Below are 23858 nucleotides of genomic sequence, written 5' to 3' on the forward strand. Positions count from 1 at the left end.
AGGATCCTCCGGCAGCAGGGCAACGGTGGCACCGCGCCCGACGCCCAGGAGAAGGAACATGCCCGTCAGCGCCTACATCAACCGGATCGCGACAGCGGTTCCGGAGCACGAAGTCCATGAGTTCTACCTGCGCTACGCGGCCTCCATGCTGCCCGCCGATCGCCGGAAGATATTCCAGCGCATGGCGGGTCTCGCCGGCATCGAGCATCGCTTTTCCTGCTTTGCGCCCGCGCTCGATCCCGAAGGGTCGTCGGCCGACCTTGCAGGAACCTTCAGGCGCGGCGCCTTTCCCGGAACGGCCGCCAGAATGGCGATGTTCAGCCAGGCGGCACCCGTTCTTGCGCAAAAGGCCGTCAACGGACTCCACCTTGGCGACGAGGCATCGCGTATAACTCATCTCATCATCACCACCTGCACCGGCTTCTCCGCGCCGGGCATCGACCTCGACCTTGCTGCGCGTTGCGGCCTGCCGGACGGCATCGAGCGCACGATGATCGGTTTCATGGGCTGCTACGCGGCAATCAACGGCCTCAAGCTTGCCCGCCACATCGTGCGCTCGGACCCCCGAGCCAGGGTCCTCATGGTCAACATCGAGGTCTGCACGCTGCATCTGAGGGAAACCACCAAGCTGGAAAAGCTGCTCTCCTTCTGCCTTTGGGGCGATGGCTGCGCGGCGACGCTGGTCACCGCCGAGCCGCCGGGCATCGAACTCGACTCCTTCCGCTGCACCGTCGCGTGCGAGCAACGGGCGTTGATGACCTGGGATATTCGCGACCACGGCTTCGACATGGTGCTGTCCGGCCAGGTGCCGGCGGCGGTCCAGCAGGCGTTGCGCAGCAACAGGGACGCCATACTCGGCGGCCGGCCGCCGGAGGCGATCGACCTTTGGGCCGTGCATCCCGGCGGGCGCACCATTCTCGATGCCGTCGAAAGGGCGCTGGACCTGGAGCCCAGCGCGCTCGAACCGTCGCGCGAGGTGCTGCGCCAATACGGCAACATGTCGTCGCCCACCGTCATGTTCGTGATGGAGAAGATGCTGCAGGCGCCGGGCGGACGCCTTGGCTGCGGCATGTCGTTCGGACCCGGGCTGACGGCCGAGACCATGCTGTTCAGGACCGTCTCGTGACCGCGCTCGCTCAACGCAGCCTCGTGCCGGAAATCCTTGACGGCCTTTTGGCCGAGGATCCCCGCGCGCTGCGCTCGCGCCGCGATCTCGCCCGCATCAACGCGCTGATGCTCCAGGCACCGATCATGGTCTCGCTCTTGCGGAAATTCATCGTCACGCCGCCCGGCCGCATTCTCGAGATCGGTGCCGGCGATGGCACCTTTATGCTCAAGGTGGCCCGGCGCATGGCAAGAGAGTGGCGCGCGGTGGAACTGACGATGCTCGACCGCGTCGGCCTCGTCTCGCCGGACCTCGCCGCGGATTTCGCCGGCCTGGGATGGAAGCTCGAAACCATCACCGCCGACGTCTTCGACTGGGCGGAGAGGACCGAGGGCAGGACCTTCGACGCGATCACGGTCAACCTGTTCCTGCATCATTTCGACGACGATGGGCTGTTGCGCCTGTTCTCGCTCCTGCGGCGCAAGGCGCCGCTGATCCTGGCGACGGAACCGCTGCGTGCCAGCTTCGCGCTGGCCGCGACCCGTCTTCTGCCGGCGATCGGCGCCAATGACGTGACCAGGCATGACGCCGCCCAGAGCGTGCGCGCCGGCTTCCGCGGGACGGAACTTTCCGATCTCTGGAGTGCTGCCGGCGGCCGGCCGCTGGAGGAGCGGCGCGCCGGCCTTTTCTCCCACGTCTTCGTCGGCACCGGTCAGATGCCGCCCGGGGATGCCCGATGAGGCGTGCCTCCACCCACGACGCGATCGTCATCGGCGCCGGCCCGGCGGGCTCCTCGCTGGCGCTGGCGCTCGCACGCCGTGGATGGGCCGTGGCGGTCGTGGAAAAGAGCGTGTTTCCGCGCCGCAAGGTATGTGGCGAATACATCTCGGCGAGCAACCTCGCGCTTTTGGACCAACTCGGGATCGGCGATGCCTGGCGCGCCGAGGCCGGCCCCGAGATCCGCCGCGTCGGGCTGTTTTCCGCCGAGACCAGCATCGAGGCGCCGATGCCGGGCGCGAGGTCCGGCCCGGCGGCGGGAGACGGCTTCGGCCGCGCGCTCGGCCGCGACATATTGGACACGCTGCTGCTCGACGCGGCCCGCTCGGCCGGCGCAGACGTGTTCCAACCCTGCCGCGCCGTCGCCATCGAACGCGACGGCAACAGCCAGGCGGTACGCATCGAGGCGATGGACGCCCGCGACGAGGCGACGATCCTGCGGGCGCCGGTGATCGCCGCCGCGCACGGCTCGTGGGAGCCGGGACCGCTGCCGAGCCAGCTCGACAAGTCCAGCCGCCCCGGCGATCTCCTCGGTTTCAAGGCGCATTTCACCGGATCGTCGCTTGCGCCCGACCTGATGCCGCTGCTGACCTTTCCTGGCGGTTATGGCGGCATGGTGCTGGCCGACCATGGCCGCATGTCGATCTCCTGCTGCATCAGGCGCGACATGCTCGCCCGCCTGCGCGGCAGCCTTGCCCGCCAACGCGGCGGCCATGTCTCGGCGGCTGAAACGCTCGAGCATCATCTCAGGGCGACATGCCGGGGCGCCCGCGACGCTCTGGAAGGAGCCTCCCTCGACGGCCCGTGGCTTGCCGCTGGTCCGATCCGGCCGGGTATCCGCGCCGGCTATGAAGCGGACATCTTCCGTGTCGGCAATGCTGCCGGCGAGTCGCATCCGATCATCGCCGAGGGCATATCGATGGCGCTCCAGTCCGGCTGGCTTCTGGCGCGGGAACTCGGTGAGGCGGCAAGCGCGCGGGCGCAGCGGGAAGCGGCCGGCAGACGCTATGAGGCGGCCTGGAGAAGATTGTTCTCGACGCGGGTCCGTGCTGCCGAGGCCATCGCCCGCCTGGCCCTTGGCCCGGGCGGCGTTGTCCTGATGCAAGCAGTCGTCCGTCATTTTCCGCGGGCGCTGACCTTGGGCGCGCGGCTCAGCGGCAAGACGAGTCCCGTCCCCGGTTTGACCGATCGGCGCCTGGCGCAAAGCTGAACCGCTCCAGGCCACAGCCCGCACCAACTGTATCTGGCTTTTGTCGACAGCATCGCAATTGTCGTGTCTGTACAAACCTGGTCCGCTTCCTCGCGGCGTGATTTTTGGGGGCGAAATTTCTTGCCGAGCCAGGTGCGGCAGGTCTTTTCGACGGCTTTGCCGGCTGCCATCATCGCCCGGCTTGTTCCAGTGCCGGGCCGCTTGGTCGCATTTTAACCCTAATCCTTCTCTACGCGCCCGGGTTGCTGCGGTTCCCGTCTTCACGCTTTCTTGACAGATGCTGGAAAAACGGGCAGCAAAGCGGGTGAGGGAGAGCATTTTTACCGTGACGGAGATCATGGAGGGCTCTTTTTTCGTATGGACCGTCGCCACATTGGCGATCGGTGGAGGGATTGGTTAACCATCTTTGTCCATCTTTTGAATCAATCGGCAACAGACGCGTGAAGGTGCAGGGGGCACCAGGCGAACTGTGATCGTGACGGGTGCCAGGTCCGCAAACCGGCATGCCGATTGAGAGTGGTCGTATGGCGTTTTTGCGTTTGAAGAACCGGGGTGACACTCCTGAAGGGGGGGTAACTTCGAAGAAATCTGGTGGTCGTTGGGTTGTGGTGCCTGCTGTCGGCGCCGCGCTCGCCCTGTGGTCCATGGCGACAATGGCCGGCCTTTATTCGGTGAGCACCTCGCTCACCGCCGCCTCCAACGGATTGCCGCAGGGCCTGCTTGCGCCGGGCAAGATCACGCTTGGCGACCAGCGGCGTCAGCTTGCCAACGCCTGGACGCCGCGCCTTGCCTCGAGCGGCGCCTACAAGCAGGGCTCGCTCACCGGCGGCTGCGACAGGGGTTGCCTCAGCCTCGCGACGAGCTTCGCGCGTGACGGAAAGGCGGCGCGGCTGAAGCCGGCGGCGCCCAACAGTGTGGCGCACCAAACAATCAGCGCCGCGCGCGAATCCGTGCAGGTCGCCTCCGCCGCAACGCTCGCCGATCGCTTCGACGGCGTCGTCAAGCGCGCCGGGCTTTCGCCACAGAAACTTGCCGCCGCCTTCGCGCGCGCCGAGAGCGCGCCCGTGCTGCTGGCGAGCCTGCCGATGGCGAGCCGCTTCGGCGGCGGGCTACCCAACGCTCCGGCCGAAGCGCGTTTCGGCTCCGCTCAAATCGACGTCCAGGGGGCTTCCGAACTGGCGCTGTCGCTGGCCAATGTCATGCCGGAAGCGACCGCCGACGTGCCGGCCGCCGTCGCGCTCGCCGACAGCGATGCGCCTGGTCCGGCGGCCGCCGCGGGTGGCGCCGCCGCTTCCGGGCAGGGCGAGGTGCAGGTCGCTTCGCTGACGCCGCAGGACGGGCTGCCCGACAGCATCGACTTGCCTGGCCTTCGGCCGCGCACGGCGCTCGACCGCGCGCCCCAGGCGCCCGAACAGAACGCCGCGAAGCCGCAACCCGCGAAGCCGCAGGCAGCACAGCCGGCAAAACCACAGGCCGCCAGACCGCAACCGGCCGCCGTCGACACTGCGGACGGCCCGCAGGCGCCGCGCTCCTTGAGGAGTAGCGATCAGGGGCTTCCGGGTGTGCAGGGATCGAAGCCGATCAGCGGTGAGCCTGCCAAGCGCACCAAGCCGCAAGCCTCCGAGATGCTCGCCTATGCCAAGCCGGACACGCCCGAGCGCGGCAATATGGGCAATGCCTTCAGAAACCTGTTCAATGCGCCTTCGACGGGCAATGGCGTCGCCATCTACGACATCTCGGCCAAGACTGTTTACATGCCGGACGGGTCGAAGCTCGAGGCACATTCGGGATTGGGCTCGATGGTCGACCAGCCCCGCTTCGTCAACCGCAAGAATGTCGGTCCGACGCCGCCCGACACCTACAATCTGTCGCTGCGTGAATCGCGCTTCCACGGCGTCGAGGCGATCCGGCTGACGCCTTCCAGCGGCAAGAACAAATATGGCCGCGACGGGCTGCTGGCGCACACCTACATGCTGCGCGGCGGCCGCGCCGAATCCAATGGCTGCGTCGTCTTCAGGGACTATCACCGCTTCCTTGCCGCCTACAAGAAGGGCAAGATCAAGCGCCTCGTGGTGGTGCCGCGCCTGACCCGGTCGCCCACCCAGCTCGCCCAGGAAGGGCGCTCGGGCTGATCGCTATTCGGCTGGTGCGGTCTCCTTTAGCTTCGGCAGGATCATGTCCTTGGCCGCCGTCAGCGCGCCGAGCACGATCAGCGCGCAGGCCAGCCCGATCGACCAGTGATAGGTGCCGAAGCCGAACACCAGCAGGGCCACGACCGAAAGCAGCGGCGCGGCATAGGACAGCGCGCCCAGGATCATGATGTCGCCGTGCTTGCAACCCCAGTCCCAGGCATAGAAGCCGGCGCCGAGCGGGATCGTGCCGAGCGTGGCGATCGCCGCCCATTGCGCCGCCGGAGCCGGCCAGACCGTCTCTTCCAGCCCCAGATGCAGCAGGAAGGCCACCGCCGAGGTGATCAGGCAATAGCCGGCGACGACGTCGACCGGCGCCTGGCCGAAACGGCGCGACAGCACCGAATAGCCTGACCAGACGAAGGCGCAGAACAGCGCGATGATGTGCCCCGGCATGATGCCGCCGGCCAGCCCCACGCTGCCGCCCTTGCTGATGATGGCGACCGCGCCGGCCAGCCCGAGAAGCACGCCGATGATATGGTGGAACCGCAGCCTCTCGCCGGGCAGGAAGGCGGCGAACACCACGATCAGCAACGGCCAGAGATAAGCAATCAGGCTGACCTCGACCGGCGGCGCCGACTGGATGGCGAAGAAATATGCGCAGTGATAGATGCACAGCCCCGCCACGCCGAGCGCCCAGACCTGCCAGGGCTGGCGCAGCGATCTGATCGCCTGCGGCCGGAATATCCAGCTGGCGACGCCGACCATGCCGCCGAGGAAAAAGGTCATGGCCGCGAGCTGGAATGGCGGGATCGGACCGGCTGCCGTCGAAAGCAGTGCCAGGAACGACCAGGTCAAAATGGCGATGAAGCCGATCAGGGTGGAGATTGTTCTCGTCATGTCAGCGCTTGTGGCACGGCCGACGGGTTGCCAGTTTATCGCCAGCGACGGATTGGGAAGCGCCGGCGACCTGGGCGGCAAGGCCGGGCGACGATCATGTCGCCGGCTGCTTCCGTGCTTTCACTGTTGCGTCAGTTCCGCCAGCGCCCGTTGCAGGGGCGCCGGCGAAACCTGGATCGGGCCGGTGAAGGGTGCGTCCATGTCGATGATCAGGTAGATGGCCGCCGCCGCCAGCGCCCCGGAGACGACGACGGTGCCGACGATGGTGGCGTTGCGCGGCGCCCGGAACCCGAAACTGGCGAAGATCAGCACCAGCCACGCGACCAGCAGTGCGATCAGCGGGGCGGGGATGGCGCCCTCCGATTGTTCGGCCAGTATCCAGCGCTGCTCGATCAGCTTCTGCAGCTGCTGTATCGCCATCTGCTGCGCGGCGACGTGCTTGGCGTCCGGCGGCGTCAGGTTGGCCAGCCTGTCGCCGACCTGGTTGAGCAGCAGTTCCGACAGCCTGTTCGGGACGACGGTCGTGTCGCGGTCGTTGGCAGAGGTATCGACGACGCGCTGGGCATAGGCGATTAGCGATTGGCGGGCGCCTTCCGCCTCCGCTCCGTACTGTCGTATCGAACGGTCAAGCAGGATGAGATCGGTGGCGAAGGTGTGAACGTTGCCATTGATGGCCTCGAACGTGTTCTTGGCCGAGTTGATCATCAGGCCGAGCACCAGCGAGGACAGCACCACGAACAGGTTGGCGGCAAGGCGCACCACGGCGCTGGTGTCGTCCTGGCGATGATGAGTGGGAAAATGCTCATAGATCATCAGGCTGACCAGCGCCGCGCCGGCCAGACAAGCAAAGATCGCCAATCCGATCAGCACCTCTCCCATGGCCGGTATTGTGCACGGGAAAGGGCGCTTGCCAATCGGCCCGGCCGAGGTTGAATCAAAGCGGCAGCATAAGGGTGTATGTTGTTGTTCGGTAAGGACCCTTTCAGGCTGGCATGCCGTTCTGTCACGCTGTCACGCGGACCCTTCGCATCTGCCTGACAGAGCCGCTGGCCTTGAAAGCCCTTTCAATGTCGGCCGAACGCTTTATCTATGGCCGCGGGCGGCTCAAACCCCACCAGCATTCACGAGGCTATCCATGACAATTCGCGCTGTCGTCTGGGGCGAGAACATCCATGAGCGGACCAATGAGCTGGTCGCCGGTATCTATCCGGAAGGTATGCACGCCACCATCGCCAAGGCGTTGAACGCCGAGACCGCGATCTCCGCCTCGACCGCGACGCTGGAGCAGCCCGAGCACGGCTTGTCGGAATCCCGCCTCGCCGAAACCGACGTGCTCGTCTGGTGGGGCCACAAGGACCATGGTGCGGTCGCCGACGAGGTGGTCGAGCGCGTGGCGCGCCGGGTCTTCGAAGGCATGGGGCTGATTGTTCTCCATTCCGGTCACTTCTCGAAAATCTTCAAGCGGCTGATGGGCACGCCCTGCACGCTGAAATGGCGCGAGGCCGGCGAGCGCGAGCGGCTATGGGTGACCAGCCCCAGCCATCCGATCGCCGAAGGTATCGGCGAGTTTTTCGAGCTCGAATACGAGGAGATGTATGGCGAGCAGTTCGCCGTGCCGGAGCCGCTGGAGACGGTGTTCATCTCCTGGTTCCAGGGCGGCGAGGTGTTCCGCTCCGGGCTCACCTACCGGCGTGGCGCCGGCAATGTCTTCTATTTCCGGCCTGGCCACGAGACTTATCCGACCTACCACGATCCGACCGTGCAGAAGGTGCTGCGCAATGCGGTGAAGTGGGCGCACAACCCGCAAGGGGCCAAGCCCGCCATCCTCGCCGCGCCGAACGTGCCGGTGGACAAGGCGCTGGAGCCGATCGTCGAGCGCGGCGGCAAGCTGCACGCGCCGGGCGAGGCGGGCTTCCGCTAACCCGATTTTCCGCCCCACTGATTTGAACCGGACACTTCGCTCGGAGGAGCACAATGCGGCTTTTGATACTCGGCACCGGCTGGATGGCGCAGGAACATGCCCGCCGCTTTAGCGCCATCGCGGGCGTCGACATCGTCGGCGCGGTCGACGTCGATGCGGCGCGTGTCGGCGACTTCGCCGACAGCCATAAGATCCCGAAGCGCTTCACCTCGCTGGAGGCCGCGATCGATTGGGGCCAATTCGACGCGGTCGCCAATGTCACGCCCGACCGCATCCACCACCCGACCACCATGGCGCTGATCGCCGCCGGCAAGCCGGTGCTGTGCGAGAAGCCGCTGGCCGAAAATTTCGGCAAGGCCGACGAGATGGCGCATGCCGCGGAAGCCGCCGGCATTGTCAATATGGTCAACCTCACCTACCGCAATGTCGCGCCTTTGCAGATGGCGCGGCAGATGGTGCAGGCGGGCGAGATCGGCACCGTGCGCCATGTCGAGGCATCCTATCTGCAGAGCTGGCTGGTGTCGAAATTCTGGGGCGACTGGCGCACCGATCCGAAATGGCTGTGGCGGCTGTCGCGCGGCCATGGCTCCAACGGCGTGCTCGGCGATGTCGGCATCCATATCCTCGATTTCGCCAGCTATGGCGCAGCCCTCGACATCGACCATGTCTTCTGCCGGCTGCGCACCTTCGACAAGGCGCCGCAAAACCGCATCGGCGAGTACGAGCTCGATGCCAATGACAGCTTCGCCATGACGCTCGATTTTTCGAACGGCGCCTTCGGCGTCGTGCATGCAAGCCGTTGGGCCAGCGGTCATCTCAACGAGCTCAGGCTGCGCATCTATGGCGACAAGGGTGGCATCGAGGTGGTGCACAATCTCGACGGCTCGCTGCTGAAGGCCTGTGTCGGCGCCAATGTCGAAAACGCCGAATGGCAGGAGCTCGACGCCGGCACCGTGCCGACCAACTACCAGCGCTTCGTCGAAGCAGTCAGGAGCGGTGTGCAGACCGAGCCAAGCTTCCGCCACGCGGCGGGCCTGCAGAAGGTGCTGGATCTGGCCGTGGTGTCGGATGAGAAGCGCGCAGAACTGAGGGCCAAGGCGGATACGCAGTGAGTTTCGGAGGGAGAGGTTGGCACTCCACGGCGCCCCCCTCTGTCCTGCCGGACATCTCCCCCACGAGGGGCCCACGAGGGGGAAGATCGATGTCGCGCCGGCGTTCGCCAACCACCAAGTTCGAAGAAGGGCGCCGTCCGCGGAGCTGCCAATCTCCCCCCAAGTGGGGGAGATGCCCGGCAGGGCAGAGGGGGGCGCTGTCCCGCCGGCCTATCGGCTACTTCCCAATTGAGAACACCGACGAGATTGTATCGGAAACTCGCCCACCCCGGTGATTGCGGAATTGGACGGCTGGCATCCTTCCGCCACACCGCCGAACTGCATAAGGTGCTGGATCCGTACCTCTCGTGCAGGAAGCAGGAAGCGAAAGGAGCCAGCATGGTCACGCGTCGCGCCGAATGTTGCTGCGGCCAGCTGTCAGCCACCTGCACGGGTGAGCCGGTCCGCATCTCGGTGTGCCATTGCCTCGACTGCAAGCGTCGCACCGGCAGCGCCTTCAGCTACAATGTGCGCTTTGCCGAGACCGACGTGGCGATCGAGGGCCGTGCCTTGCAGTTCATCCGCGTCGGCGAGCAGGGCGGCCATGTCACCTACAGCTTCTGCCCGGATTGCGGGACCACCGTCCACTATCGCATCGACACACAGCCCGGGCTTACCGCCATCCCGGTCGGCGCCTTTGCGGATCCGTCTTTCCGCCGCCCTTCCAGTCCTTCTACCACGACAGCCGGCGCTGCCAGTGGGTCGAGATAAACGCCGAGCCGCTGGCGAAGTTCGGGTGACTGCCAGCTTTGGTTCCTGCCCCGCGAATGGGACGGAGAGGGGGTCGGCGCTCCCCTTCAATCATTTTTGAGTAAGGTTGGCACTCTACGGCCCCCCTCTGTCCTGCCGGACATCTCTCCCACGAGGGGGGAGATCGATGTCGCGCCCGCTTTCGCCAATCACCAACACTTCAAGGAAGGGCGCCGTCCGTGAAGTGCCAATCTCCCCCCTAAGTGGGCCCCAAGTGGAGATGGCCGGCAGGCTAGAGGGGGGCGCTGTCCCGCCAGCCTGGCCATTTTCACCGAGAGCGATAAATCCCCACCGCCGCCGCCACCAGCGCAGCATTGCCGTCGGCAACACTGCCGTCCGGCAGCTCCTTGCCGTCCTCCAGCCCGACCCGCGTCGAAAACTTGCGCGACGCCGCCCGCTCGACGAAGGGCCACACCGTCGCGTTCTCGCCATGCAGCAGGATCGAGCGGTGGATGCCGGCGCGCTCCAGCACCTTTTGGATGCTGTCGGCGACCGCAAAGGCGTCCTCCGCCGGCTGCTCGGAAATCTCGATCAGCACGCGCAGCACCCGCCCGCCATGGTCGAGGCTGGCCAGCCGCAAGGCATCGCCGATCGAGGCAAGCCCGGCCTCGATGCCGATGCCGCGGCCGCGCAAGGCTTCCATCACTTCAGGTGCCGCGGCTTCGCCGAGGTTGACCGAAGCGTAGTCGGGCAATTCCTGCCAGCCGGCGATGGCGGCCAGCGTGCGCCGGTCGTCCTTTTCGATCCAGGCCCCGGTCGAAACGCCGATCAGCGTGCCTGGGCAGGCATGGCGCAGCGCCGCCACCGTCCTGTCCATCGCTTCCGGCTGCAGGCTTTCCTGTCGGTCGGCGCCGCGCGCATGGACATGCAGCTCGGCGGCGCCCGCCGCGACCGAAGCTGCGCCTTCCTGCGCCATGGCATGCGCGTCGAGCGGCAGGGCAGGGTGGAAATCGGCGGGGCGTGCCCCGTTGATGCAGGCCTGGACGATCATGGCGAGGCAATCCTGTTGCGGCTGGCGGGAGTCTAGCGCAGGGCAGGGGAACCGGAAATGGCCGCGGCGAAATCCTTGGCTTTGGCGCAAGCACGCGCCGCTTGAATCAATGCGGCAGCGCGCCGTCCCAATCGCTTTGTTCGCCTGCGTTTTTTCCTGGCTGTCGGTGTTCGCTGCACGAACCTTGACGCAGCCTGGGCGCCTTGGCTCCCCGGCGCCCAATTTCCTCATTGGCCGCGACCGTGAACCAGCGAACTTCCTGCACGGTCAGGCCGATGAGCACGCGGCCCGCATATTCGGCGGGTACGTCATTGGTCGTATCAACCACAGCCCAGTTGTCGGCCGGGTCCAGCACCGCCACGAACCTCATTGGATACCCCATCGCCAATCGCGAGAAGTATGGCAGCCGCTGCCCGCCGCTGCTGTGACCGAGCCCACATTGGGCCGCTTTGCGCGGATCGCTCGATGCCGGCAGACAGGCGTTCGTTCTACGTGCTGCGGCTCCTCACTGCCCCGCCTGGTCGGCATCGGTCAGCGTGCCGAGGAAGGCGACGATGTCGTCGATTTCGGCGTCGGTCAGCGCCGGTTTGTCGCCCGGCTTCCTGCCATCGAAGGGCAGGTCAGTGTTGAGGTTCCCCCAGTAGGCCTTTGGCAGATCGTCGAATTTGTTGACCGTGCCGTCGGCGTTTTTCGGATACCAGCGGCCGGGGTCGCTGTCGCGGCTGGCGTAGAAGGCCACTGCCTCGCGCAGCGTATGAATATGGCCGTTGTGGAAGAAGCTCTTGCGCAGCGCCACGTTGCGCAGCGTCGGCGTCTTGAACAGGCCGCAATATTCGCTGCGGCCCTTGAAGTCGGTGCGCAGCGGCCCGCAGAGGCCGAGGTCGAAATGGTTGGGATCGGCATTGGCGGCAATCGCCGGGTTGCGCGGCATGCCGATGGCGATCAGGCCGAAATCGGTGAATTGCGGCGGCTCGCCGTTATTGGCGGGTTCGCTCAAGTGGCAGCTCGCGCAATTGCCCTTGCTCTCGTCCTCGAACAGCGCGCGGCCGCGCAGCTCCTGCGCGGTCAGGGTCGCCTTGCCGGCGAGGAACGCGTCGTAGCGGCTGGAATAGGGATAGAAATCGGCGCTGCTCTGCTCGAACGTGCCGAGCGCTTCGATCGCCGCGTCGAAGGCCTCCTGCGGGTGCTCGAACACGTCGGCGCCGAACGCCGCCTTGAAGGCTTCGGCGTAGGGCGCCTTGCCGAGTGCCGCGACCACTTGGGCCTCGTCCTTGTTGCCCATCTCGAAGGGCGACAGGAGCGGGATCCTCGCCTGGTCCTTGCCATGGTCGGCGCGACCGTCCCAGGTCAGCCCGCCGGTCGGGCCGTTGTCGACGCTTTCGTCGCCTTCATCCTCGGAATCGTAGAAATGCTCGGTGAAGGCGGGCGCCGCCTGCAGGTAGCGCAGCGACGGAACCGCCCGCTGGCCCGGCTGGTCGAGGTTCGGCCCGCCCATCTCGACCGGCGCGGCAGAGGCCGGACCGAAAGCATGGTTCGGATCGTGGCAGGACGAGCAGGCTTGCTTGCCCGACGCCGACAACGACGGATCGAAGAACATTCTTCGCCCTAGCGCCGTCAGCGCCTCGGCGCGCGCGAAGGCCTCGGCGCGCGACATCGGGCCGGGTTTTACGCTGCCCGCCGGTGCCGTGTTTGCCGGCAGAGCCACGCCGAAGATCGTGACTGCCGCAACGGCGATCGCCTGGCTTTTCCATCGTTTCGTCGTCATCACACCGCTGCTGCCATCCAGATCCGCGGCTACGATAAGATCGCTTGGCCGCCTGCGGCAAGCCGCCGATTGGCCGGCCCGATGGCGCTGTGTATGACGAAGGGAGTACCGATCGCAGCAAGCGCAGCTGGTGGGGCGCCGATGCCAATTGGTCATCGCCGCGCCGACCCTTGGCGGTTGTCCTCGCCAATGCCTATCCCTTATCTATGGATGTCAGATCGGACGAAGGACATTCGATGGGCGAGCTCAAAATAAGAACCCGCGCTACCGGCGCTTCTGCCGTCCTGCCGCCGGGCGGACTGCCTTCGGTGACGACGCCGACCGGCGGCGCTGTCGATGTGGTGACCTCGGTGAGCGCGCCCGGCTTCAACCCGCTCGACCTGCTCTACGCGTCCTTGGCCGCCTGTATGGTGCTCAGCGCCCGCATCGCCGCGAGCCGGCTCGGGGTCGCCGACCGGCTCGGCGAGGTGAGGGCTGAGGTCAGCGGCGAGAAGGCGAAGGACGAGCCGTCACGCGTCGAGACATTCAACATCAGGCTGGACATCGGCGGCGATCTCGACGCGGCCACCAAGCAGCAGATCGTGGAGGATGCGGAAAATATCTGCACCGTTTCCAACACGCTGCGCGGCGCGCCGGTGCTGCGTGCGATGTTGGGGTGAGGGCGATGGCGCGTCTTTCCCCCATCGACTACGCGACCGCCACGGCGGAAATCCGTGCCGAGCACGATCGGGAACTCGCATTGCGCGGCCACATGACCAACATGAAGCGCATCCTGCTGCACTCGCCGGCGGCACATCGCATCTATGCCGAATGGTTCACGCTGCGCGATCTCTTGCGGCCCAGGCTCGACGACCGCGCCATATGGCTGTTCTCGAAGGCGATATCCGAGACGCTTCGCGCCGAAGTCCCGGTCGCCTTCTTCCGCCGCGCGCTGATCGATAATGGCCTCGATCCCGACACGATCGTTCCGACCGCCGACGAGGCGCTGCTGATCGATTTCGCCAAGGCGGTCGCCGCCGACGCCAATGCCCTGCCGGACGCCACCTGGGCCGCGCTCAATGCGCGCTACGACGAGGCGCTGCTCGTCAACCTCGTCGCGTTTGCCGGCATCATGGTAGCGACCTGCGTGTTCACCAACGCGGTGAAGGTGGACCTCGATCCGGAGCTGGAGGCATATCGCCGGAAGGCTTGAGACCAAGGCGGTGCGCTGCCTTCTCGGTTGGCGGCACGCGCGCCACCGCCTCAGCCATGACGTGCTCCAGGCGCCCGATGATGTCGCGGAGCAGGTCGAGCGCACCATCGAGGCGGGCCGCGAGGCGGCGCGCCCGCAGCAGGCATTCCGCCGCAGGGTATGGTGGTGGCGGGTTCGCAGCGAGGGTTGCGAAGAGGCACAAGGAAACTGAGGTCGCGATCCTTCGCGCCCCCCTCTGTCCTGCCGGAGATCTCCCCCACGAGGGGGGAGATTGGATGCCGTGCGGGTTTCGCCAATCGCCAACGTTGCAGAAAGGGCGACGCTGCCAATCTCCCCATCGGTGGGGGAGATGTCCGGCAGGACAGAGGGGGGCGCTGTCCCGCCAGCATTTGCAACAATCCGATTCCGCATCTCCGCAGGAATCGGGTGGCCGCAGCATGGCCGCCGCCCCACTTTGATACCGACCGAAGGAGGCGCTCATGACCATCCTGGACACGAAGCGAGCAACCCGTTCCGCCGAGCCCCGCGTCGCCGCGCTGGACTGGCGCGGCGTCGTCTCCGACCTCAACGCCTATGGCTGCGCTGTCCTGCCGGGCCTGCTGTCGGCCGAGGAATGCGCCGAGATCGCCGCCCTCTATCCGCACGAAGAACATTTCCGCAGCCATGTGGTGATGGCGCGCCATGGTTTCGGCAGGGGCGAGTACCGGTATTTCAAATATCCGCTGCCCGACCTGATCCAGGGCCTGCGCACCGCGCTCTATCCGCGCCTTGCCGGCATCGCGAACGACTGGAACGACAAGATGGGCGCAGCCTTGCGCTATCCTTCCGATCACGCTTCCTTCCTCAAGCGCTGCCATGACGAGGGCCAGAACAAGCCGACGCCGCTGCTGCTCCAATACGGCCCCGGCGACTTCAACTGCCTGCATCAGGATCTCTACGGCGCGCTCGCCTTTCCGCTGCAGGTGGCAATCTTGCTCTGCGAACCCGGCGAGGATTTCACCGGTGGCGAGTTCGTGCTCACCGAGCAGCGCCCGCGCATGCAGAGCCGCGCCGAAGTGGTGCCGCTAAGAAAAGGCGACGCGGTGATCTTCGCCGTGCATAACAGGCCGGTACAGGGCACCAAGGGATTCTATCGAGTGAACCTGCGCCACGGCGTCAGCCGCCTGCGGTCGGGGCGCCGGCATACGGTGGGGATCATCTTCCACGATGCGAAGTGAGAGTAGGGGAGCTAGTCAGTAGAGTGTGACCGCTGAAAGCGGCGGATAAGGGGTTCCCTTATCCCGCGCATTCCCTTATTGGCCCTACTCCCCTACTCCCCTACTCCCCTACTCCCCTACTCCCCTACGAGCCCATGATCCGTCTCGAAAACATCGGCAAGCAGAACGGCCGTCAGATCGTCTTCATCGAAGCCTCGGCCGCTCTGCAGAAGGGCGAGAAGATCGGCCTCGTCGGCCCGAACGGCGCCGGCAAGACGACGCTGTTTCGCATGATCATCGGCCAGGAGCAGCCGGACGAGGGCCAGGTCTCGGTCGAGCGCGGCGTCACCATCGGCTATTTCAGCCAGGATGTCGGCGACATGGAGGGACTAAGCGCCGTCGCCGAGGTGATGGAGGGTGCCGGCCCGGTGAGCGCGGTGGCGGCCGAGATGCGCGAGCTCGAACACGCCATGGGCGACCCCGACCGCGCCGACGAGATGGATCAGATCATAGAACGCTACGGCGAATTGCAGCATCGCTTCGAGGAACTCGACGGTTATGCGCTCGACGGCCGCGCCCGCGAGGTGCTGGACGGTCTCGGCTTCAGCCAGGAGATGATGGACGGCGACGTCGCAAAACTCTCCGGCGGCTGGAAGATGCGCGTCGCGCTCGCCCGCATCCTCTTGATGCGGCCGGACGTCATGCTGCTCGACGAGCCGAGCAACCACCTCGACCTCGAAAGCCTGATCTGGCTGGAGAAATTCCTGAAGGATTATGACGGCGCGCTGCTGATGACCTCGCATGACCGCGAGTTCATGAACCGTATCGTCTCAAAGGTGATCGAGATCGACGCCGGCGCGCTGACCTCATACTCCGGCAATTTCGAGTTCTACCAGGAGCAGCGCGCGCTGGCCGACAAGCAACTGCAGGCGCAGTTCGAGCGCCAGCAGGCGATGCTCGCCAAGGAGATCGCCTTCATCGAGCGCTTCAAGGCGCGCGCCTCGCATGCCGCGCAGGTGCAGAGCCGGGTGAAGAAGCTGGACAAGATCGACCGCGTCGAGCCGCCGAAGCGCCGCCAGACGGTGGCCTTCGAGTTCCAGCCGGCGCCGCGCTGCGGCGAGGACGTGGCGACGCTGAAGAACATCCACAAAAGCTACGGCAGCCGCTCGATCTATGCCGGCCTCGACTTCCAGATCCGCCGCCGCGAGCGCTGGTGCGTGATGGGCGTCAACGGCGCCGGCAAGTCGACGCTGCTGAAGCTTGTCGCCGGCGCCTCCGAGCCGGATGAGGGCTCGGTGGCCCGGAGCCCGAGCGTCAAGATGGGCTATTTCGCCCAGCACGCCATGGAGTTGCTCGACGGCGAGCGCACCGTCTTTCAGACGCTGGAGGACAGTTTCCCGCAGGCCGGCCAGGCGCCGCTGCGGGCCCTTGCCGGCTGCTTCGGCTTTTCCGGCGACGAGATCGAGAAGAAATGCCGCGTCCTCTCTGGCGGCGAGAAGGCACGGCTGGTGATGGCGCTGATGCTGTTCGATCCGCCGAACCTGCTGGTGCTCGACGAGCCGACCAACCACCTCGACATGGCGACCAAGCAGATGCTGATCGAGGCGCTTGCGCAATATGAAGGCACCATGCTCTTCGTCTCGCACGACCGCCATTTCCTGGCCGCGCTTTCCAACCGCGTGCTGGAGCTCACGCCGGATGGCATCCACACCTATGGCGGCGGCTACACGGAGTATGTTGCCCGCACCGGCCAGGAAGCGCCGGGCTTGAGGGGGTAGGGGAAGGCAGGGCGAAGCCGCGCGAGACTCGAAGACACCTGCCGCGACCTGTTGGCGTTGCGGCGGTGGCATTGAAAACGCCGGCGGGACAGCGCCCCCCTCTGTCCTGCCGGACATCTCCCCCACTTGGGGGGAGATCGGATGTCGCCGCGGCTTTCGCCAATCGGCAACATTGCAGGCATGAGCGACGCGCCGAAGCTGCCAATCTCCCCCCAAGTGGGGGAGATGTCCGGCAGGACAGAGGGGGGCGAGAAGGATCGCGACCGATCCCTTCTCTCACCCCTTCGCCAACCCGCGCTCGATCAGCCGCGCCAGGCGCGCCGAGAAGGCCCTGGCATCGGCCGGCTTGTCGCCGTCGAGCACGCGCGCCTCGTCATAGAGGAGGTGCGCGGCGTCTTCCTTGAAACCGCGCTCGTCGTCGCCGAGCCTGGCCAGTGCGGCGACGCGCTCGTGGCGCGGGTTGATCTCGAGGATCGGCTTGGCGGCCTTGTCGAGCCGGCCGGCGGCGTTGAGCAGCCGCTCGAACTGCCGGTCCGGGCCGTGCTCGGGCGCCACCAGGCACACCGCGCTTTCGGTCAGCCGGTCGGAGGCCTTCACGTCCGCGACTTCGTCGCCGAGCGTCGACTTGACGAACGTGAGGAAGCCGTCGATCTCAGGCGTCGTCTCGGCCGCGGGTTTCGCCGACGCGTCGAGCAGGGGAATATCGGTCAGTTCGGCCGCGCCCTGCGTGACCGACTTCAACGGCTTGCCGTCGAACTCGGGCGCCATCGTCACCCAGAAACTGTCGACGGGGTCGGTCAACAGCAGCACCTCGATGCCGCGCGCCCTGAACCCTTCGAGCTGCGGCGAGGCCTCCAACCGGGCGCGATCGTCGCCGGCCATGAAGAAGATCGCCTTCTGGCCTTCCTTCATCGCCGCGACATAATCGGCGAGACTGCGCAAGGCATCGCTGGAAGCCGTCGAGCGGAAGCGGGCGAGCTTCATGAGCTGCTCGCGCCGCTCGTAGTCTTCGTAGAGACCTTCCTTGAGCACGACGCCGAAGTTCTCCCAGACCTTGGCATAGGCCTCGGCGTCGTTGTCGGCCAGCTTGGCGAGGTCGCCGAGCACGCGGTTGGTCACACCCTTGCGGATCGAGGCGAGCAGCGGGCTTTCCTGGATCATCTCACGCGAGACATTGAGCGGCAGGTCGGCGGAATCGACCAGCCCGCGCACGAAGCGCAGATAGCGCGGCACCACGTCGGCGTCGTCGGTGATGAAGACGCGCCGCACATAGAGCTTCATGCGCCCCTTGCGGTCCTGGTCGAAAAGGTCGAACGGGCGCGAGCCCGGCACGAAGGCCAGCACGCTGTATTCCTGCCGGCCCTCGGCGCGGAAATGGATGGTGGTCGCCGGCTCGTCATACTGGCCGGCGATGCTGCGGTAGAAGTCGGTATACTCTTCCGGTTTGATCTCGCTCTTTTGCCTCACCCACAGCGCCGTGCCGTCTGCGATGTCGCGCGCCTCGGCGCCAGGCTTCTCGACCAGCGCGATCGGCACCGGCACATGGCCCGACTGCGACTTCGCCAGGCCTTCCAGCCGGTAAGGCGTGGTGTAGGAGGTCGCGTCCTCCATCAGGTGCAGCACGACGCGCGTGCCGCGCTTCGGCGCAGCAGTGAGCGGCACCGGAGCGATCTCGTAGGTGCCCTTGCCGTCGGAGGACCAGCGCCAGGCCTCCTCGCTGCCGGCCTGGCGGCTGATGACGTCAACATGGTCGGCGACCATGAAGACGGAGTAGAAGCCGACGCCGAACTGGCCGATGAGCTGCGAGTCCTCGCTCGCCTTGCCGGCCTCGATGCGCTCGATGAAGGCGCGCGTGCCGGAGCGGGCGATGGTTCCCAGCGCCTCCGCCATTTCGTCGCGAGCCATGCCGATGCCGTTGTCCTCGACGGCGAGCTGCTTGTTGTCCGGATCGGCGGAAATGGTGATGCGCGGCTTTGGGTCGTCGCCCAGCAGTTCCGGGCGGCTGATCGCCTCGAAGCGCAGCTTCTCGCTGGCGTCGGCGCCGTTGGAGATCAGCTCGCGCAGGAACACGTCCCGGTCGGAATAGACCGAATGCACCATCATGTGCAGCAGCCGCGAGACGTCCGCCTCGAATGTCCTGGTTTCAGCCTGTTTGGTATCCGTCGTCATTCAGAAACTTCCCAAGTCTTCCTTCTGCCTCGGCGCGCGGAAGCGCGTTCGGGACATCATCGTTAAGATCATTTCAATTGTGCCGGCAGCCCGGCCCGGCCGAGACCGCCTTCGGCCTGACAATATCGTGATGGCGCGCGAAGGCAACAAGGGGCGGGGCCAACTGAAGCATGCTGCCTGAGCCTGTGCCGCGGTTTCGGGCCAACGACATGCGTCAAAACAATAACTTAGCGCGCCTGGCGCGACGCGCATCCTGCCGCCGGCGAGATCGAAAAGGCACTTAGCGCCAGCGGCAGAGGTGGCGCTGGCGGAACGCCGGGCAAGCGTCTGGAAAGCTACGATAACCTTAATTTATCCTTCTTTCGGGGAGGCTTCCCGTACGGAACGTAAAGAGCTAGATTAGGAATTCGTTAAGTACTCGCCGGTGTAAGCGTAAGGGGTATGTGGTTATGAATTTTAGGTCTCTGATCAAGCGGGCCGAGGACGTAGATAAGGAATTTCAAGAACTTCAGTCGGATTTGGCGGAGGCTTTCGAGGAATGTCTTGCGGCTGACGAGGAGACGTCCCTGGAGGACGAGGCGGCCGCCGACCTGGCGGCGAGCGACGGGGACGAGCCCGCTGAAGCCCAGTCCGAAGCCCCGGCATCGCGGCTTACCGCGCACACCCAGACGCGGCTGGCAGCCTTGGAGGCCGTCGCCGAGCTTTTCCGCGACGGGCAGGGCTATCTGGAGGAGATCGAGGCAAAACTGGCCGAAATCACCACCGCGCATCAGATGACGCGCGATGTTTTGAACGTCCTGCATGGCGACGTTCTGCGCGCCAACGAGATGGAACTGACCAACGCGGCCTTGACCGCGGAACACAAGATCCTGTCGGAGCAACTGCTCGACGCCGCCAGGAAGCAGCGCGAGCGCGACGGCGCGGCCGAGGCCTGGCAGCAGCGCGAGGCGAGCCTGGTCCAGGACCGGGAGTCGCTGCGCGATGCCCTTGCTGCGGTGCGGCTCGAACTGGTCGAGATGGGCAATGAGAACGCCAGGCGCAAGGCGGAGTTCGGCGAGGTCGTCAAGTCCCTGGCGGCCAAGACCGTCGAGTCCGACAGGCGCGCTGCCGAGAACAAGCTGCTGCGCGAAAAGCAGGTCGGCCTTTCCGTCGACCTCGAGCAGGCGCAGAAGCGCGAGGCGGAGGCGCGCCACAAGTTCGACGAGTTCGCGGCAACCCATGCCAGCGAGACGGCGCGCGTTGCCGACCTGATGGCTCAGCTCGGCAGGCACGAAAAGGAAGAGGCCCGCCTGCAGAAGTCCCTCGAGACGGCGCAGACCAAGCTTGCCGAAGCCGCCGAGGCAGCCCGCATTGCGGAAGCCGATAGCGCGGCCGAACTGGCCCGCAATCATGCCGAGATGCGCGGCCTGCGTTCCGAGATCCAGGAGCTGCAGGCGCGACTGGAGCAGGCTTCGAACGAACAGAGCGAGGCATTGTCGGAGCTAACCAGGCTCAGGGCGCAGTTGAACGATGCCATGACCGAGCGCCAGATCGCGGAGGAAAGGCTGGCCGTTCTCAGGAACGAGAGCGAGATCGACAAGAAGAACCTGTCGGTGGCCAGCACCAGCCTTTCGCAGCTTACGCTGCAGCAGGCATCCGATCAGATCCAGCTCGATATCCAGAAGCAGGAGTGCGAGGATCTGCGCGCCGAGATCGTGACGCTCAACGCCCGCATCAAGGAGCTGCTTCCCTACGAACGGCTGCACAGGGTGACGGATGCGAGGTCGCGCAACGACGTTGCGCCCCCGGCCAACGGCATCATCGCGGAAGTGGTGCGCCCGACCGCCCGCCGCACGCCCCGGCGCAACCTGCGGCTCAACGCCGGCTAGAGCAATTCCAGGAAAATTGCGTAGCGGTCTTCCTGGAGCCGGCTACTTGCCCGCCATATGGTCGGCAAGCTCCTGCGCCTGGGCAAGCAGCGCCGGAAACACCGGGTCGCCCGGCAGGCGCTGGCCCATGCAGGCGCGATAGTCGCCGTCGCCTTTTTCCCAGGCGGCATTGGCGGAATCATAGGCCTGCTGGTCCTTGAGGTCGGAGTTCTGATAGGCCTGCTGGAATGTCTGCGCGGTGGCGTCGGCCGCAGTCCACACGGCCTCGCAGGCGGCGATCTTCGGGACGGCGGGTGCCGCGGGTGCCTCCGCGATCAGCACGCGATCGCCCTTGACCACCGCAACCACGACCTGCTGGGCGTAGATCGGCCCGACATCCTGTGTCCAGCCGCCGAGCCTTGCGATCGCCATGTCAGCGCCTTCGGGCTTCTTCAGCGCAAAGTCGAGCGTCTTGACGAAAGCGGCGTCGGCGCCGATCGCCTGGGTGTAGAAGGCATCGAGCTTCAGCGCCTCGTCGATATGCTCGGACCCTCATCGCTCTTGGCGTATCTCAGCCCATCGAGCATGCCGAACCCGACATCGGAATCGCTGAGGCTTTCCAGATTGATGGTTCCGTTGGCGGGAAAATCCTCGACCGCCAGCGGGCCAAGCAGCGCGGAAAGGCGCCCCTGCAGATCGGCAAGCGCCTTGGTGTTCGTCGCATCGATCGTTTCCACCGCAGCATTCGCGCTTTCCTGCGCCGCGATCTCGGCGATCGCCTTGTCGCGCGCGGCGATATAGTCGTCCTCCGGCGAGGCTGCGAAAGCCAGACCGCTCGCGAGGGTGAAGAGAAGCGTCCAGATAAGCCGCATGAAATAGCTCCCCACCTTCGGTTTATCAGAAGACAACGCCAACCCATTTGAAGCCAAGATTGGGCTAAAAAAAGACTTGGCGCAGCTAATCTCCCCCCTCGTGGGGGAGATGGCCGCGAAGCGGCCAGAGGGGGTCGGTTCGACTGGGCTCGGCGATCTACGTTGGCGCCACACGCGAGACGACCCCTCTGTCGCCTTCGGCGACATCTCCTCCTCAAGGGGGGAGATTCACCCCTTCCGCTTCTCCACCTCCGCTTTCCTCAACAAGAAGCGCTGGATCTTGCCGCTCGGCGTCTTCGGCAGTTCGGTGACGAACTCGACCTCGCGCGGATAGGAATGCGCCGAGAGCCGCTTTTTCACATGCTGGGCGAGTTCCTCGCCGAGCGCCTCGCTGCCCTGAAAAGCCGGCGCCAGCACCACGAAGGCCTTGACGATCTCCGTGCGCTGCGGGTCCGGCACGCCGACCACTGCCGCCTCGTTGACCGCCGGATGCTCGATCAGCGCGCTTTCGACATCGAACGGGCCGATGCGATAGCCGGCCGAGGTGATGACGTCGTCGGCGCGGCCGATGAAGGAGACCGAGCCGTCCGGCTCATATTCCACCGTGTCGCCGGTGCGGTAATAGCCGCCCGCGATCGCCGGCGTTTCCGCCTGGTGGTAGCCCTCGAACCAGCGCAGCGGCGAGCGGGCGATATCGACGGCAAGCACGCCGGGCTGGTTGGGGCCGAGCTCGCGGCCCGCCTCGTCCAGCACCACCATGCGAAAGCCGGGCATGGTAAAGCCGGCCGAACCGGCGCGAACCGGGTGCGCCAGCCCATGATGGTTGTTGACCATCATGCCGTTCTCGGTCTGGCCGTAATGGTCGTGGATCGGCGCGGCGAGGTGGGCCTCGAACCAGCGGATCACCTCCGGGTTGAGCGGCTCGCCGGCGCTGCTCACCACGCGCAACTTGCCTTTGATGCGCGCGGCGGCTTCGGCGCCTTCCGCCATCAGCAGGCGATAGGCGGTGGGCGAGCCGGCAAGGCTGGTGACGCCGAGCCGCTCGACGATGTCATAGGTGCTTCTGGAATTGAAGGCGCCTTCGTAGAAAGTCGTGGCGATGCCGAGTTGCAGCGGGCCGGTGATGGCGTAGTAGAGCCCGTAGGCCCAGCCGGGATCGGCGATGTTCCAGAACACGTCGTCGGGGCGAAGCCCGATCGCGTCGCGCATATAGGCGCCGAAGGCGAGCAGGGCGTTGAGCGGCACCGGCACGCCCTTCGGGTGCCCTGTCGTGCCGGAGGTCGACATCATCATGAACAGGTCCGAGCCCTTGCGCATCACGGGCTCACAGTCGGGGGAGGCAGCGGCAATTGCTGCGCGGAAATCGATGTCGCCGGCAGGCAAAGTCTCGCCGGGAGCGAGGATGGTGGCGATGCGCGGACGTTTTTCGACCTCGTCGAGCTTGCCGCGATTGGCGGTATTGGTGACGACAAGCTTCGCCTTGCTGTAGCCCAGGCGATGCTCGATCGCCTTCGGGCCGAAGGCGGTGAACAGCGGCTGGTAGACCGCGCCGATGCGCCAGGCGCCGAGGATCAGCGCCACCAGCTCCAGAATGCGCGGCAGCATGCCGGCCACAACGTCGCCGGGGCCGACGCCGAGATCCTTCAGCATGTTGCCGGCGCGGCCCGACAGGTCGGCGAGATCATCGAAGCTGAACTCGCGCAACTCGCCAGTGGCCGAGATCGCCCGCAGCGCCAGCCGGTTCCCGCCCGTGTAGCGGCCGCAGCATTCGACATAGGCATTGATGCCGCGTGCCGGATCGCCGTGAAGCCGCGCGAGCTCGTCCTCGATGCGGAAGCGCTGGACGGCATCCTCATAGCGCGGCAGCGTGGGCGCTTTGGCCATGGCAATCCTCCCTTTGGCGGCGGATATCTCCCATAGCGCGCCATCGGGGGAGATTGCATGAAAAGATGGCCGTGGTCGATTGCGGCGAAAGTCGAGGGAAGCGATGGCAGGCGAGCTCTGTTGGCGTTCTGTCACACCCCCCTCTGTCCTGCCAGGACAGAGGGGGGTGTGAAGGATCGCCAGCTTGTCGCTCTCAGGTCCGTTGCAACAAAGCCTTTCCG

General features: G+C 65.9%; 21 protein-coding genes. 12 read left to right on the forward strand and 9 right to left on the reverse strand.

Translation table 11 applies throughout. The features are described 5' to 3' along the window. Nucleotides 1–58 precede the first annotated feature (58 nt). From EN818_RS10545 to EN818_RS10560, 4 genes are all read left to right on the forward strand, one after another. The gene (locus EN818_RS10545; RefSeq protein WP_095808790.1) at nucleotides 59–1126 is read left to right on the forward strand and encodes a type III polyketide synthase; all 1068 of its coding nucleotides are present in this window, start codon (nucleotides 59–61) and stop codon (nucleotides 1124–1126) included. Beyond that, nucleotides 1123–1845, forward strand: coding sequence for a methyltransferase domain-containing protein (locus EN818_RS10550; RefSeq protein ID WP_095808791.1), 723 nt, complete (start codon nucleotides 1123–1125; stop codon nucleotides 1843–1845). The genes EN818_RS10545 and EN818_RS10550 overlap by 4 nt, the downstream gene beginning before the upstream one ends. Next, nucleotides 1842–3092 carry an NAD(P)/FAD-dependent oxidoreductase gene (locus tag EN818_RS10555; protein ID WP_095808792.1) on the forward strand — a complete coding sequence of 417 codons (1251 nt, stop codon included), beginning with the start codon at nucleotides 1842–1844 and terminating at the stop codon, nucleotides 3090–3092. The genes EN818_RS10550 and EN818_RS10555 overlap by 4 nt, the downstream gene beginning before the upstream one ends. 653 nt (nucleotides 3093–3745) lie before the next feature. After that, nucleotides 3746–5224, forward strand: a complete 1479-nt coding sequence (locus EN818_RS10560) for a DUF2778 domain-containing protein (RefSeq protein WP_245420604.1) — start codon at nucleotides 3746–3748, stop codon at nucleotides 5222–5224. Between the two features lie 3 nt (nucleotides 5225–5227). Here EN818_RS10560 and EN818_RS10565 read toward each other — a convergent pair whose 3' ends face one another. Both EN818_RS10565 and EN818_RS10570 read right to left on the reverse strand, forming a co-directional pair. Continuing rightward, nucleotides 5228–6121 (reverse strand): EamA family transporter, encoded by an 894-nt coding sequence (locus EN818_RS10565; protein ID WP_095808823.1) that lies wholly within the window; start codon nucleotides 6119–6121, stop codon nucleotides 5228–5230. Nucleotides 6122–6241: 120 nt separating this feature from the next. Next, nucleotides 6242–7000: a DUF4239 domain-containing protein gene (locus tag EN818_RS10570; RefSeq protein ID WP_095808794.1), complete on the reverse strand. Its 759-nt coding sequence runs from the start codon at nucleotides 6998–7000 to the stop codon at nucleotides 6242–6244. A 256-nt stretch (nucleotides 7001–7256) separates the two neighbouring features. Here EN818_RS10570 and EN818_RS10575 point away from each other — a divergent pair, with 256 nt between their 5' ends. From EN818_RS10575 to EN818_RS10590, 3 genes are all read left to right on the forward strand, one after another. After that, a complete protein-coding gene (locus EN818_RS10575; protein WP_095808795.1) occupies nucleotides 7257–8042 on the forward strand; it encodes a ThuA domain-containing protein in 786 nt (261 codons plus the stop codon). Between the two features lie 53 nt (nucleotides 8043–8095). Further along, a complete protein-coding gene (locus EN818_RS10580) occupies nucleotides 8096–9154 on the forward strand; it encodes a Gfo/Idh/MocA family oxidoreductase (protein WP_095808796.1) in 1059 nt (352 codons plus the stop codon). Between the two features lie 378 nt (nucleotides 9155–9532). Then, complete coding sequence (locus EN818_RS10590) at nucleotides 9533–9904, forward strand: GFA family protein (protein WP_245518815.1); 372 nt, start codon at nucleotides 9533–9535, stop codon at nucleotides 9902–9904. A gap of 307 nt (nucleotides 9905–10211) precedes the next feature. On the opposite strand, the gene EN818_RS10595 is transcribed toward EN818_RS10590, so the two are convergent. The 3 genes from EN818_RS10595 to EN818_RS10605 all read right to left on the reverse strand — a co-directional run bounded on the left by EN818_RS10595 (nucleotide 10212) and on the right by EN818_RS10605 (nucleotide 12699). Beyond that, the gene (locus EN818_RS10595) at nucleotides 10212–10934 is read right to left on the reverse strand and encodes a 3-keto-5-aminohexanoate cleavage protein (protein WP_095808799.1); all 723 of its coding nucleotides are present in this window, start codon (nucleotides 10932–10934) and stop codon (nucleotides 10212–10214) included. A gap of 106 nt (nucleotides 10935–11040) precedes the next feature. Further along, complete coding sequence (locus EN818_RS10600; RefSeq protein WP_095808800.1) at nucleotides 11041–11304, reverse strand: hypothetical protein; 264 nt, start codon at nucleotides 11302–11304, stop codon at nucleotides 11041–11043. Between the two features lie 135 nt (nucleotides 11305–11439). Next, nucleotides 11440–12699, reverse strand: coding sequence for a cytochrome-c peroxidase (locus EN818_RS10605; RefSeq protein WP_095808801.1), 1260 nt, complete (start codon nucleotides 12697–12699; stop codon nucleotides 11440–11442). Between the two features lie 236 nt (nucleotides 12700–12935). Here EN818_RS10605 and EN818_RS10610 point away from each other — a divergent pair, with 236 nt between their 5' ends. The 4 genes from EN818_RS10610 (at nucleotide 12936) to EN818_RS10630 (ending at nucleotide 16865) form a co-directional block, all read left to right on the forward strand. Beyond that, nucleotides 12936–13358: an OsmC family protein gene (locus tag EN818_RS10610; RefSeq protein ID WP_095808824.1), complete on the forward strand. Its 423-nt coding sequence runs from the start codon at nucleotides 12936–12938 to the stop codon at nucleotides 13356–13358. 5 nt (nucleotides 13359–13363) lie between these two features. Continuing rightward, entirely contained in the window at nucleotides 13364–13891 is a 528-nt protein-coding gene (locus EN818_RS10615; protein WP_095808802.1) for a hypothetical protein, read from the forward strand. Nucleotides 13892–14370: 479 nt separating this feature from the next. Further along, complete coding sequence (locus tag EN818_RS10625; RefSeq protein ID WP_095808804.1) at nucleotides 14371–15108, forward strand: 2OG-Fe(II) oxygenase; 738 nt, start codon at nucleotides 14371–14373, stop codon at nucleotides 15106–15108. A 134-nt stretch (nucleotides 15109–15242) separates the two neighbouring features. Continuing rightward, the gene (locus EN818_RS10630; RefSeq protein ID WP_135904460.1) at nucleotides 15243–16865 is read left to right on the forward strand and encodes an ABC-F family ATP-binding cassette domain-containing protein; all 1623 of its coding nucleotides are present in this window, start codon (nucleotides 15243–15245) and stop codon (nucleotides 16863–16865) included. A gap of 276 nt (nucleotides 16866–17141) precedes the next feature. Here the strand turns inward: EN818_RS10630 and htpG are convergent, their stop codons facing one another. Next, on the reverse strand, nucleotides 17142–19034 hold the full coding sequence (gene htpG, locus EN818_RS10635; RefSeq protein ID WP_095808826.1) for a molecular chaperone HtpG: 1893 nt from the start codon (nucleotides 19032–19034) through the stop codon (nucleotides 17142–17144). Between the two features lie 449 nt (nucleotides 19035–19483). Between htpG and EN818_RS10640 the strand changes: the two genes are divergently transcribed. Further along, nucleotides 19484–20902: a hypothetical protein gene (locus EN818_RS10640; protein ID WP_095808827.1), complete on the forward strand. Its 1419-nt coding sequence runs from the start codon at nucleotides 19484–19486 to the stop codon at nucleotides 20900–20902. 42 nt (nucleotides 20903–20944) lie between these two features. Here the strand turns inward: EN818_RS10640 and EN818_RS33590 are convergent, their stop codons facing one another. From EN818_RS33590 to EN818_RS10650, 3 genes are all read right to left on the reverse strand, one after another. Further along, nucleotides 20945–21313, reverse strand: coding sequence for a hypothetical protein (locus EN818_RS33590; RefSeq protein ID WP_245420613.1), 369 nt, complete (start codon nucleotides 21311–21313; stop codon nucleotides 20945–20947). Nucleotides 21314–21405: 92 nt separating this feature from the next. Next, complete coding sequence (locus EN818_RS33595; RefSeq protein ID WP_245420615.1) at nucleotides 21406–21753, reverse strand: type IV secretion system protein; 348 nt, start codon at nucleotides 21751–21753, stop codon at nucleotides 21406–21408. A 228-nt stretch (nucleotides 21754–21981) separates the two neighbouring features. Then, entirely contained in the window at nucleotides 21982–23637 is a 1656-nt protein-coding gene (locus tag EN818_RS10650) for an acyl-CoA synthetase (RefSeq protein WP_135904462.1), read from the reverse strand. Between the last annotated feature and the right edge of the window lie 221 nt (nucleotides 23638–23858).

The sequence above is a fragment of the Mesorhizobium sp. M3A.F.Ca.ET.175.01.1.1 genome, from assembly GCF_004791945.1.
Lineage (GTDB): Bacteria > Pseudomonadota > Alphaproteobacteria > Rhizobiales > Rhizobiaceae > Mesorhizobium.